Consider the following 13776-nt stretch of genomic DNA (forward strand, 5'->3'; position numbering starts at 1 on the left):
TCACCGGCAACACCTCGGGCGGCATCTGGGTCGGGCAGAACGTCGACGACGGCCTCGTCACCGGCAACACCGTGCACGACAACGGCGGCACCGGCATCTACGGCCAGTACACGACGCGGCTGCAGATCCTCAACAACGAGGTCTACAGCCAGTCCACCGGCATCTACACCTACTCCGCCGGCGACGAGGCCAACGACGCGCCCGTCGTCAGCGGCAACCGCGTGCACGGTGCCAGCACGGGCATCCAGGTCTATTACGAGGGCGTGGCGCGCAACAACGAGGTCTGGGAATCCGGCACCGGCCTGTACCTCTACAGCGCCCGCGGCGAGCACAACGTGCTGCGCCAGAACACCACCGGCATCAATGCCGGCAGCGCCGAGATCCTCGACAACCAGGTGTTCGGCAACACCCTGGGTATCGAATCGTCCAGCAGCAACATCACCGGCAACCGCATCTACAGCAACACCACCGGCCTGCACGACGGCGGCTCCGACCTGATCCGCAACAACCTCTTCTGGGCCAACACCACCGCCGCACGCATCGGCGGCGGCCGCAGCGGCAACGACCTGCAAGGCTTCTACAACAACACCATCCGCCAGACCGGCGGCCGTGCGATCGAAGTCGAGGCCAATGCCACCAACGTCAGGCTGCGCAACAACATCTTCGACCTGACCGGCGGCACGGCCATCTACGTGCCGGCGAACGCCGAACGCGGCTTCGACAGCGACTACAACCTCTTCGGCGGCAGCAACCCGCTGGACTTCCTGGGCATGAACTGGGAAGGCGTCGACTTCACCAACCTGCTGACCTGGCGCTTCGAGACCGGCAACGACGTGCACAGCCAGGTCGCCCCGGTGCAGTTCACCGACGCCAACGGTGCCGACAACGCCTACGGCTGGTCGCAGGCGGCCATCGGCAACTCGATCATCCTGGACGACGGCGACATCGGCGTCAGCCTGACGGGCAGCTTCACCACCGTCACCACCAACTCGCCGGGCTATGCCGGCGACCGCCGCGAGGCTGGCGGCAACCTCTATGGCACCGGCGCCAACTACGCCACCTACACCTTCACCGGCCTGCAGCCGGGCACCTACCAGATCGCCGCGACCTGGAACCACAACGTCAACGGCGGCTATGCGAGCAACACGCCGTACGAGATCTACGACGGCCTCATCGACCCCGACAACCTGATCAGCTTCCAGCGGACCGGCCAGAACACGCTGCCCAACGACTTCACGGCCGACAGCGCCAAGTGGCGCGAGATCTCGACCGTCGTCGTCAGCGGCACGACGTTGACCGTGCGCGTCAGCGACGCCGGCGCCTACGGCAAGTTCAGCGCCGACGCCATCCGCCTGCAGCGCGTGCAGGGCAATGCCGGTACGGACGACGACTTCCACCTGCCCGTGGGCACGGCCGGCGTCGATGCCGGCGACCCGAGCTTCGACTACAGCCGCGAGCCGCTCAACAACGGCGCCCGCATCGACATGGGCGCCTACGGCAACACCGCCGGGGCCACGCACAACCCGGTGCCGATGATCCAGGTCACCGGCCCGGACGGCTACGCCAAGCTCGAGGTTGGCACGGCCACCGGCATCAACTGGCACACGGCCGGCATCAACGTCACCGAGCCGGCCCTGCTCATCAACACCGGCAACGCCGGCCCCGTGGGCGACGCGTTGAACGGCTACTGGCAGCGCAATGCCTACCAGACCCAGAGCTACAGCTACACCAGCAACACCGATGTGGTGGACCTCACCGGCGTGACCAACCCGGCGCCCACCGCCGTCTACCAAAGCTCCGTCTACGCCAACGGCACCATCGGCCAAGGCCTGAGCTACGAACTGCCGGTGGACGATGGCCAGTACATCGTGCGCCTGCACTTTGCCGAGGACTACATCTACACCCAGCCGGGCTACCGCCAGTTCGACATCAAGCTCAACGGCAATACCGTCCAGGCCAACTTCGACATCCGCGGCGCCGCGGGGGCCAACCACAAGGCCGTCATCCGCGAGTTCAACGTCGTCGCCAGCGGCGGCAATGGCATCGACCTCGACCTCATCACCAAGACCAGCGGCTGGGGTGCCGAGATCAGCGGCATCGAGGTGCTGCGCGTCGTGCCGGCGGCCGACCTGCAAGCCACTGTCGACCTGCAGACCAGCCTGGACAACGGCGCCAGCTGGCAGACGCTGGCCACCGGCTTGGGCATGGACCGCTTCGGCAACGGCCACTACAGCTGGATACCGGACCAGACCACCAACGGCAACACCGCACTGGTGCGTGCCGTGCTGCGGCACGGTGACGGCAGCGTTGCGGCGCAGGACGATTCCAACGAACCCTTCCTGGTCGCCAACGGCGGCACCGAGTTCTTCATCAACGACGGCAGCCTCGTCGGCGACGAGCGCAGCACGGCCATCGGCGACAACCTCAACAGCGGCAAGGACGCGGCCCACCCGATGGCCAGCCTCGCGGCCCTGCTGCGCGCCTACAACCTGGACGCCGGCGACGTCGTCCACGTCGACACCGGCAACTACCGGCTCTACACGAACGCGCCGCTGGACGCGAGCGACTCCGGCGTGCAGATCAGCGGCCCGACTGCAGTCGGCCACACCGCCACCATCACCCGCGGCAACACCAACACCGCGGCCTACACCGTCCACTTCACCGGTGCCGACAACGTCACCATCGACCACCTCAACATCACGGGCGGTGCCTATGGTGTCGTGCTGGACAACGGCGTCGACAGCGACAACAACACGCTGCGCGCCAACGACGTCAGTAGCAACGCGAACGACGGCATCTGGGTCGGCAATACCGACGACGGCAACCTCTTCATCGACAACGTGCTGCGCAACAACACGGCGCGCGGCATCTACATCGAAAGCGGCACAAACAACACCGTCCAGGGCAACGACATCCGCAACAACGCGACCGGCCTCTACTTCTACGCCGGCACCAACAACCTGGCCGTGGACAACAGGGTCCATGACAACAGCTCGATCGGCATGTATGTCTACTCGGGTACCAACACGGTCCTGCGTGGCAACGAGGTCTACAACCAGGCCAGCTACGGCATCCAGTTCTATTACGGCAGCCTGCTGATCGAGGGCAACCTCATCCACCACAACGGCTATGGCGTCGACGGCCAGTACGGCACCACGCTGCGCGGCAACTCCATCTATGCCAACACGACCGGCGTGCAGGTCTACGACGGCACGCTGGAAGGCAACCGCATCTACAGCAACTCCGTCGGCGTCATCGACACCGGCTACAGCCGCCTCTTCAACAACGTCATCTACGCCAACACCAACCAGGGCGTGAGAGTGCAGGGCGGCCATACCATCGACAGCGGTGACGGCCTCTACAACAACACCATCCTGCAGACCGTGGGCGAGGGCATCCGCCTGACCGGCAGCGCCTCCAACGTGCTGCTCGTCAACAACATCCTGCGCGTCGATGCCGGCTACGGCATCAGCGTGGATGCCAACAGCCAGGCCGGCTTCCAGAGCAACAACAACCTGCTCTACCGCGGCCCGGCCGCCAACGCCTACATCGGCCTGTGGAACGGTGCCACGCAAGCCACGCTGGCTGCCTGGCAGGCCGCCAGCGGCAAGGACGCCAACTCCCAGACCGGCAACCCGCTGCTGCTGGACGTCGACGGCGCCGACAACATCCTGGGCGAGCAAGGCGTCTCCACCGGCAACGGCTTCGACGACAACTTCGAGCTCGATGCCTACTCGCCGGCCATCGACGCGGGCAACGCCTACCTGTCGCCGCCCAAGGACATCGAGGGCCGCGACCGCCGCGACGACCCCGACGTGACCAACAAGGGCACGGGCTGGGATCTCTTCGTGCCGGCCGACCAGGGCGCCAGCCTCTTCACGGCCGGCGGCACGGCCAAGAACTTCCGCACCTCCGACGGTGCCTTCGAGCAGGCCCTCGGCTTCAGCTTCACGTTTTACGGCAAGACCTACACCAAGATGTGGGTCAACGTGAACGGCTTCGTGCAGTTCGACACCGCGGATTCGGCCTACTACTACGGCAACGCCAACACGACCAACGTGCTGCTGAGCAACGCCCGCATCGCGGCGTTGTGGGACGACCTCGACACCGGCCCCGCCGGCAAGGACATCTTCGTCACCCAGACGGCCAACAGCATCACCGTGCGCTGGGCCGCCAAGCTGCAGGGCACGACGACCGACGTCAACGTGGCGATGACGCTGTTCTCCGACGGCAAGATCCGCTTCGACTACGGCGCCGGCAACACCGGGCTCACGCCCACCGTCGGCGTGTCGGCGGGCAATGGCACCGCCTACGTGCTGGCCGGCTACGACGGCCAGTCCAGCCTCGCCAGCGCCAACTCGCTGCTGTGGACACCCACGCCCGGCCTCGTCTACTACGACATCGGCGCCTACGAGTTCCAGGGCTCGTCCGGCGACACCACCGGCCCGCAGGTCGTCAGCATCTCGCAGCTGCCGGCCAACGGCGGCAAGACGGCACTGGCCTTCTCGGCCGTGCAGGTCGAGTTCAGCGAGTCCCTCAACGGCGTGTCCGCCCGCAGCCCGGCCAACTACGAGCTGCGCGGCGCTGGCGCCGACGGCAGCTTCGATACCGGTGACGACGTCATCGTCAAGGTCACGCCGTTCTATTCCTTCCCCGAAACCAAGCTGACGCTGAACTTCGGCGGCGTGCTGGCCGAAGGCAAGTACCGCCTGACGCTGTCTGGCACCAAGGCCATCTTCGACACCGCCGGCAACCCGCTGGACGGCGATGCCAACGGCACCGCGGGTGGCGACTACGTGCGCACCTTCACCATCGACCGCACCACCAACCACGCACCCGTGGCCGCACCGGCCACCGTCAGCCTCGCCGAGAACGGCAGCCTCGTCATCACACTGACCGCCACCGATTCCGACGGCGACACGCTGGGCTATTCCATCCCGACCGACGTCCAGCACGGCACGCTGTCGGCCATCGACCCCGTCACCCACCAACTGACCTACACGCCCGACGCCAACTACAACGGCCCGGACAGCTTCATCTTCAAGGTCGACGACGGCAAGACCGGGGTCTCCTCGGCCCAGGTCAGCATCACTGTGACGCCGGTCAACACCGCACCCGCGGTGCTGAACCAGTCCGCCAACGTCAACGAGAACGGCAGCCTCAACCTGCTGCTGGACGCGACCGACGTCGAGACCGCGCGCGCCAACCTGAACTTCGAACTCGTCACCGGCCCGCTGCACGGCAGCATCACGCAGGGCGCCGGCGGCGCCTGGGTCTACACGCCAACCGCCGGCTACATCGGTGCCGACAGCTTCACCTGGCGCGTCAAGGACGGCGGCGACCCCGACGGCACCGCCGGCAACGTCGCGACCTCGGCCACGGCCACCTTCAGCCTCACGGTCGTCAACGTGAACGATCCGCCGGTCATCACGCCCGTGCCCGTGCAGCAGGTCAACGAAGGCAGCCAGATCCAGGTCCAGCTCACCGCCACCGACCCCGACGGCCCGGGCAAGACCTGGACGCTGCTCAGCGGCCCGGTGGGCGCGACGCTCGACGCCAACACCGGCCTCTTCAAGTGGACGCCTGCCGACGGCGACGCCAGCATCGACATCCTCGTGCGCGTCAGCGACGGCGGCAACCCCAACCGCACGGCCGACGCAAGCTTCAAGATCAACGTCAAGGACGTCGCTCCCACGCTGGTCTTCACGGCACCGGGTTCCGTCGGCGGCGTGGGCAACGGCACCGGTGGCCAGGCGTACACCTTCACCTACACGGTCACCGACCCCGGCACCGACACCATCAGCTCGCTCTTCGTCGACTGGGGTGACGGCAACACCCAGACAGTGGCCGGCAACCCGGGCAGCCTGACCCACACCTATGCCGGCGTGGCCGCCAACTACACCGTCAGCGTCACGCCCACCGACGAGGACGGCGCCCATCCGCCGAGCCTGCTTTCGCTGCACATGGCCTTCAATGGCGCACCGACGGCGCAGGACGACAGCTACACCGTCCACGCCGGAAAGGTGCTCAACATCGCGGCACCAGGCCTGCTGGCCAACGACAGCGACCCCGATGGCGGCACGCTGTCCGTCCAGTCCATCGACGTGACCGGCACGCAGGGCACGGTGCAGGTCTTCGCGGATGGCCGTATGACCTTCACGCCCATGACAGGCTTCGTCGGCAACACGCAGTTCAGCTACAAGCTGAGCGACGGACAGGGTGGCCAGGCCACCGGCATCGTGCGCATTGCCGTCACCAACGCCGCGCCCGTGGCCAACGACGACAGCTACAACGTCCACAGCGGCCAGGTGCTGGACATCCCTGCGCCGGGCCTGCTGACCAACGACACCGACGCCGACGCCGACGCGCTGACCATCCAGTCCATCGACGTGACCGGCACGCAAGGCACGGTGCAGGTCTTCGCCGATGGCCGCATGAGGTTCACGGCCACGGCGGGCTTCACCGGCAACACGCAGTTCAGCTACAAGGTCAGCGACGGCCTGGGCGGCACGTCGACCGGCATCGTCCGTATCACGGTGGACAACGCCGCGCCGGTGGCGGTGGACGACAGCTACACCACGCGTCCCGGCCAGGTCATTGACATCCCGGCGCCGGGCCTGCTGACCAACGACACCGACGCCGATGGCGACGCGCTGACCATCCAGTCCATCGACGTGACCGGCACGCAGGGCACGGTGCAGGTGTTTGCCGATGGCCGCATGCGCTTCACGCCCACGGCGGGCTTCACCGGCAACACGCAGTTCAGCTACCGGGTCAGCGATGGTCTCGGTGGCACGGCCACTGGCATCGTGCGCATCACGGTGGCCAACTCGGCACCGGTGGCGCTGGACGACAGCTACACCACGCGCCCTGGCCAGGTCATCGACATCCCGGCCCCGGGCCTGCTGGCCAATGACACCGACGCCGACAGCGACCCGCTGAGCATCCAGTCCATTGACGTCACCGGCACCCAGGGCACGGTGCAGGTCTTTGCTGACGGCCGTATGCGCTTCACGCCCACGGCCGGCTTCACGGGCAACACGCAGTTCAGCTACAAGGTCAGCGACGGCTTCGGCGGCCAGGCCACCGGCATCGTGCGTATCTCCGTCACCAACGCCGCGCCCGTGGCCAACGACGACAGCTACAACGTGCACGCCGGCCAGGTGCTGGACATCCCGGCTCCGGGCCTGCTGACCAACGACACCGATGCCGACAGCGACCCGCTGAGCATCAGCTCCATCGACGTCACCGGCACGCAGGGCACGGTGCAGGTGTTTGCCGACGGCCGCATGCGCTTCACGCCCACGGCCGGCTTCACCGGCAACACGCAGTTCAGCTACAAGGTCAGCGACGGCTTCGGTGGCCAGGCCACCGGCATCGTGCGCATCACCGTCGGCAATGCCGCCCCGGTGGCGGCCAACGACAGCTACACCGTCACGGTCGGCCAGGTGCTGGACATTCCCGCACCGGGCCTGCTGACCAACGACAGCGACCCCGACGGCGACCCGCTGAGCATCCAGTCCGTCAACGTGACCGGCACGCAAGGCACGGTGCAGGTGTTTGCCGATGGCCGCATGCGCTTCACACCCACGGCTGGCTTCACGGGCGCGACGAGCTTCACCTATATCGTCGGCGACGGCCTTGGGGCCACGGCCACTGGCCAGGTCGACATCACCGTGCAGGCTGCGCCGGCCCTGCATGTCGACGCCTTCCAGGCCACCGACACCGGCTTCCACCTGCACTTCGACCAGGTCGTCAACGCCAGCCTCATCCAGCAGTACGGTGCGGGCAATCTCGTCCCTGACGTCGACTTCACCGGCCCGAGCGGTCGCGTGGCCGGCAGCATCGTCTTCGATGCCGATGGCCGGGGCCTGAGCTTCGTGCAGACCGGCGGCCTGCTCGCCGCAGGCAACTACACGCTGACGCTCAACCCAGGCGCAGACGGCTTCGTCAGCCTCGCCGGCCTGCGGCTGGACGGCAACGGCGACGGCACGACCGGCGACGCCTACAGCCGCAGCTTCACGGTGGCCGCCTACAGCGGTGCCGTGCTGGCGGTGCAGGAGTTCGCCCGCGGCCCGGGCCAGGTCGCCAGCTACGACCCGGCGCTGGGCGCCTTCGCGGTCAGCCTGAGGGGTGGCACGGGCTTCCAGATCCTGAGCTTCGACCTCAGCTACGACCCGGCCCTGCTGACGGTGACCGGTGCCACGCTGGCCGCCGGGCTGCCGGCCGGCAGCAGCATCACCAGCAACGTCGTGCAACCGGGCCTGCTGCATGTGCAGGTCACGTTGGGCAGTGCGATTCCAGATGCAGCACTGCGCAACATCGTGCTCGTGCAGGCAACGGTGCCCGTGGCCGCCGGCTACGGCGCGGCCGAGGTGCTGCACCTGGCCAACATGAGCGGCAATGCCGGCACGCTGCGCGGTGACGATGGCCTGCATGTGGTGGCCAACCTGGGCGACGCCGATGCCAGCCGCGGGCTGGCGCAAGCCGACGTCACGCTGGTCCAGCGCGTTGCTGCCAAGACCGACACCGGCTTTGCGGCCTACCGCCTCATCGACCCGGTGCGCATTGCCGACATGAACCGCGACACCCGCGTCACCGCGACCGACGCGCTCATCGTGCTGCAGCAGTCGCAGGCACCGGCGCCCGCACCCGTGGCGGCCAGCGCCAACACGGCAGCGGAGTCGGCTGCCCAGCCCACCGCCAAGGCGGCTGCCCTGCAGCCGGCACCCGTGCCGGTGGTGGTGAACGGCGCCGCGAATGGCACTGCGGCACCGGCGCCGGTCGTCAAGATCGGTGGCGCGCTGGACTTCGGCCTGAACGCGCCGCTGGCCAGTGGCACATGGGTGAATGACTGGGTTGCAGGATCGCGCCAGACGGCGCCCAATAACTGGAAATTGACGCTGTGAACAAATACGAAACCTCTGAGGGGCACACCATGAAGACATCCACTCGACACCTGCTCGCGCCACTGGCGTTTGCAGCGGCCCTGTGCCTGGCCTTGCCGGCCCAGGCCGTCACCGTCACGGGCAGCGCGACGTCCGCCAGCGTCGTCCAGGGCGGCAGCACCACGCTGACGCTGACGCTCGATGTCTCCGATCCCATCGCCCTGCTCGGGCTGACGTTGACGGCCGACTGGGGCACCGGTGCGCTCTCCGTCGACACCAGCTCGGCCCAGGCGTTTGGTGGCAGCCTGGCCAGCTTTGCAGCGCTCTACACCGACATCAGCGAAGTCAGCAGCGACGACCACCACCTCGGCGTTGCCGTGGGCGCGCTGGTGGCGCCGTTCAGCCTGCCCGCCGGCCCGTCGACGATCCAGCTCAGCTTCACGGGCCTGCTGGTGGGCGCGCAGACGGTGCAGTTCTTCGTCGAACTGACCGACCCCAGCGTGCTGGCCGAGCCCTTCCCGCTGCCGGCCAACACCTCGTTCGACGCGACCATCACCGTGACCGCCGTGCCCGAGCCCAGCCCTGCAGCGATGCTGGCTGCCGGCATCGCCGTGTTGGGTCTGCTGGCGCGACGCAAGTTCCGTTGAGCCCGTGCATCCGCCGCTCCCAACGGGCAGGGCGGCGGGCAACCTGAGCTGATGCCGATGAACGCCCGCCACGACATCCCCTCGACGACCCCTTCGCTGGGCGCAGACGCCGCCTGGGCCTCGCTCGCCGAGGCCAGCTCCGCCGAGGCGCTGTGCCGGGCCTGGCTGGCCGTGCTGTGCAGCCTGGTGCCCGGCGTGCAGGTGGGCCTGCTGCTGCTGCAGGACGCTGGTGGCTCCTACGTGCCCGCCGCCGCCTGGCCCGAGGGCACCGAGCTGCAACGCCTGGCCGACATCGCCCGCGAATGCCTGGGCACCCGCCAGGGCGTGCGCCGCGAGCATGCCGGCCACCCGGTGCAGCTCGCCTACCCGCTGGCTGCCGGCGAGGCCCTGCACGGCGCCGTCGTGCTGGAGTTGCTGGACGCCACGCCCGAGGCCACGCGGCTCACGGCCCGCCTCACGCACTGGGGCGCCGGCTGGATGGCCGACCTGTTCGCCCAGCGCGAGCTGGGGCAGGCCCGCCAACGGTTGGATGAATCGGCCTTCCTGTTCGAGGTGTCGCTAGCGGCCCTGGCCGAACCCGACTTCCGCCAGGCCGGCCTCACCCTCGTCAACAAGCTGGCCGCGCGCTTCGGCTGCCATCAGGTCCAGCTTGCGCTGGCCGATGGCCCCAAGCTGGAGACGGCGGCTGTGTCGCACTCTGCCTGGTTCGACGAACGCGCCAACCTCACCGCCCTGGCCCGCGCCGCGATGACCGAGGCCTTCGACCAGCGCAGCCCCGTCGTCTGGCCCGAAGCCAGCGAGGCCCCGGACCTGAACACGCTGCGCATGGCCCACGGCCGCTACGCCGCCGACTCCGGCAGCCTGGCCCTCGCGTCCCAACCGCTGGCCATCGGCGCCGCGCCGCCGTTCGCGGTGCTGCTGTTCGAGCGCAACACGGTCTTTCAACCAGCCGAACTCAAGGGCATGGAGCTGCTGGCTGGCGTGCTGGCGCCCGTGCTGGAGCACAAGCACGCGCGCGACGAAGGCCTGGCCCACCACGCCCGCCGCAGCCTGCGCCATGCCTCCGCGCGGCTGACGGATGCCTCCCACCCCGGCATCAAGCTCGGTGCCGGCGTGCTGGCGCTGCTGGTGTTGATTGCCGCCCTCGTGCCGGTCGATCACCGCGTGTCGGCGCCGGCCATCGTCGAGGGTGCCGTGCAGCGTGCGGCGGTCGTGCCTTTCGATGGCTTCCTGCGCGACGCGCCGGCCCGTGCCGGCGATACCGTCAAGGCCGGCCAAGTGCTCGCCCGCATGGACGACCGCGACCTGCAGCTCGAAAAAGTGCGCTGGGAAACGGAGCTGGAGATGGCGCAGCGCAAGGAGCGCGAGGCCATGTCGCTGTCCGACCGCGTCAACCAGCGCCTGTCCGCCGCCCAGGCCAACCAGGCCCGCGCGCAGCTGGACCTGACGCTGTCCAAGCTGTCGCGCGTGGAGCTGGCCGCGCCGTTCGACGCCATCGTCGTCAAGGGCGATTTGTCGCAACAGCTCGGTGCGCCGCTGGAGATGGGCAAGACGCTGTTCGAGCTGGCGCCGCTGGCGAGCTGGCGAGTGATGCTCAAGATCGACGAACGCGATATCGCGCGCATGCAGCCAGGGCAGGGCGGCGAGCTGGTGTTGACCGGCGCGCCCGGCCAGCGCTGGCACTTCAAGCTGAAGTCCGTCACGCCGGTCTCGGTCGTCGAGGAGGGCCGCAACTACTTCCGGGCCGAGGCCGAGCTGGTGGGCCAGGAAGGCGTCAAGCTCAAGCCGAACATGGAGGGCGTGGCCAAGGTGGTGGTGGGCGAACGCAGCCTGCTGTGGGTGTGGACGCACCGCTTCACGGACTGGCTCCGTCTGGCGCTGTGGCAATGGACGCCGTAACCCCACCCCCGCGGCCGGACCGGCCACTTGGCGACGCGCTGTTCTCCGCCAACTGGTACCGCGTCGCCACGCTGAAGCCACGGCTGCGCGGCCATGTGCGCATCCACCGCCATGTCTACCGCGGCGAGATCTGGTACGTCGTCGAGGACCGCGTTGCCGGCAAATACCACCGCTTCAACCCCAGCAGCTACCGCGTCATCGGCCTGCTGGACGGAGAGCGCACGCTGCAGCAGGTCTGGGACCGGCTGAGTGCCGCGATGGACGAGCACACGCCCAGCCAGGACGAACTGGTGCAGCTCTTCGGCCAGCTGTATGCAGCTGACCTGATCCAGTGCGACGTGACGCCCGACGTGGCCGAACTCTTCGAGCGCGGCGGCAAGCAGCGGCGCTCCAAGCTGCTGCAGCGCTTTGCCAACCCGGTGTCGCTGCGCTTCCCGCTGGTGGACCCCGATGCCTGGCTCGGCCGCGTCATCGCCTCAGCCGGCCCGCTGAAGGGCTGGGTGGGCGTCGCGCTGTGGCTGGCCGTCGTGCTGCCCGCCGTGCTGCTGGCGCCCAGCCACTGGGGCGAGTTGACCGGCAACATCAACGAGCGCCTGCTGGCGGTAGACAACCTGCTGCTGCTGGCCATCCTCTTCCCGCTGCTGAAAGCCGCACACGAGATCGGCCACGGCCTGGCCGCCAAGCGCTTTGGCGGCGAGGTGCACGAGATGGGCGTCATGCTGCTCGTCTTCTTCCCCGTGCCGTACGTAGACGCCAGCAGCTCGGCGGCCTTCGAGAGCCGCTGGCCGCGCATGCTGGTGGGCGCGGCGGGCATGCTGACCGAGCTCTTCATCGGGGCCATCGCCTTCTACCTGTGGCTGGCGCTGGAGCCGGGCTTCGTGCGGTCGCTGGCCTTCAACGTCATCGTGCTGGCCAGCATGACGACGCTGATGTTCAACGCCAACCCGCTGCTGCGCTACGACGGTTACTACATCTTTGCGGACGCCATCGAGAGCCCCAACCTCGGCCAGCGCGCCACCGACTACTGGGGCTGGCTGCTGCGCTACCACCTGTTCGGCCAGCACCAGGCCGAGCCGCCGCTGAGCACACCGGGCGAGCGCCGCTGGTTCCTCGTCTACGCGCCGCTGGCGCTGGCGTATCGCCTCTTCGTCATGTTCAGCATCGCGGTCTTCATCGCGAGCCGCTACTTTTTCATCGGCGTGCTGATCGCCGCCTGGGGCATCGTCGCCAGCGTCATCCTGCCCTGGGTGCGCGGCCTGAAGAAGCTGGCGGGCGACCCGGCGCTGGAGCCGCAGTCCGGCCGCGTGCGCCGCGTGCTGTGGGTGTCGGGCGCGGTGATCGCTCTGCTGCTCTTCGTCATCCCCATGCCTCATCACTCGGTGGCAACCGGGGTAGTCTGGCCCAGCGACAACGCGGTGCTGCGCGCGCAGGGCGGGGGCTTCTTCTCCAGGCTGCTGGTGCGGCCGGGCACGGTGGTGCTGGAAGGCCAGCCGGTGGCCGAACTCGTCGACCCGGCGCTGGACGCCCGCGTGGGCGAGCAGCGCGGCCGGCTCGAGCTGGCCCAGGCCAAGCACGACGCGGCCTTCGGCGTCATTGGCATCGCGCCGGCACGGGCGGCGCTGCTGGCCGAGGAGGTGAAGCGCGAACAGGCGGCGCTGGCTTCGTTGGAAGGCGAGGCTGCCAAACTCATCGTGCGGGCCGAGGTTTCCGGTGTGCTGCTGCTGACGCGGCCGGATGACCTGCCAGGCCGCTTCCTCAAGCGCGGCGAGGTGCTGGGCCACATCGACACAGCCGGCCCGGCGCGCGTGCGCCTCGTGCTGCCGCAGTGGCAGAGCGCGGCGGTGAGAGGCTTCGAGGTGAGGCTGCCGCAGCAGCCCAGCGTCAGCTACGACGCCCGGTTGACTCGGAGCGTGCCGGCGGCGGCTCGTGAGCTACCGAGCCCAGCGTTGGGGACGGCGGCGGGTGGGGATATTCCGTTGGATCCGCATGATCCCAAGGGGTTGCAGGCGCTGCAGACGCTGTTCGAGCATGAGCTGCAGCTGGGGCAGGAGATGCCGTATCGGCAGATCGGTGCGCGCGTTTTGGTGCGGTTGGAGCATGAGTCGCAGCCGGTGGCGGTGCGGGTTTGGGATGGTCTGCGGCGGTTGTTCTTGTCGCACTTTCAGCTATGACGAGACACGCCTCGGTACTCCTGTGTCTTGCCGAATGTGGTGCCGGGTGCCGCGCCCGGCAGCGCGGTAACTTTCTTCTGCGGCGCCAGAAGAAAGTCACCAAAGAAGAGGCGCTGAACCGCACACGATCGCGACGACGCCTAGAGCGTCGCGCGAAAACACCCACCGACA

General features: G+C 68.4%; 4 protein-coding genes (1 of these 4 cut by a window edge). All 4 read left to right on the plus strand.

All coding sequences use genetic code 11. The features are described 5' to 3' along the window. Tightly spaced (at most 57 nt apart), the 4 genes in view from AC07V5_RS24010 to AC07V5_RS24025 form a layout consistent with a single transcriptional unit that may run on beyond the window. Nucleotides 1-8909, plus strand: the 3' portion of a protein-coding gene (locus AC07V5_RS24010) for an Ig-like domain-containing protein (RefSeq protein WP_495118244.1). 32557 nt of this gene lie to the left of the window's left edge; only the last 8909 of its 41466 coding nucleotides appear in the window; its start codon lies off the left edge, out of view; it ends in the stop codon at nucleotides 8907-8909. A 29-nt stretch (nucleotides 8910-8938) separates the two neighbouring features. Continuing rightward, nucleotides 8939-9535 carry a PEP-CTERM sorting domain-containing protein gene (locus AC07V5_RS24015; protein ID WP_495118245.1) on the plus strand — a complete coding sequence of 199 codons (597 nt, stop codon included), beginning with the start codon at nucleotides 8939-8941 and terminating at the stop codon, nucleotides 9533-9535. Between the two features lie 57 nt (nucleotides 9536-9592). Beyond that, nucleotides 9593-11434: a hypothetical protein gene (locus AC07V5_RS24020; protein WP_495118246.1), complete on the plus strand. Its 1842-nt coding sequence runs from the start codon at nucleotides 9593-9595 to the stop codon at nucleotides 11432-11434. After that, nucleotides 11422-13605 (plus strand): PqqD family peptide modification chaperone, encoded by a 2184-nt coding sequence (locus tag AC07V5_RS24025; protein WP_495118247.1) that lies wholly within the window; start codon nucleotides 11422-11424, stop codon nucleotides 13603-13605. The genes AC07V5_RS24020 and AC07V5_RS24025 overlap by 13 nt, the downstream gene beginning before the upstream one ends. Nucleotides 13606-13776 lie beyond the last annotated feature (171 nt).

This window comes from Roseateles sp. GW821-FHT02E12 (genome assembly GCF_059421665.1).

Coding starts and splice junctions, on each gene's coding strand:
- AC07V5_RS24025 (WP_495118247.1), top strand. CDS start 11,422: ATGGACGCCGTAACCCCACCCCCGCGGCCGGACCGGCCACTTGGCGAC.
- AC07V5_RS24015 (WP_495118245.1), top strand. CDS start 8,939: ATGAAGACATCCACTCGACACCTGCTCGCGCCACTGGCGTTTGCAGCG.
- AC07V5_RS24020 (WP_495118246.1), top strand. CDS start 9,593: ATGAACGCCCGCCACGACATCCCCTCGACGACCCCTTCGCTGGGCGCA.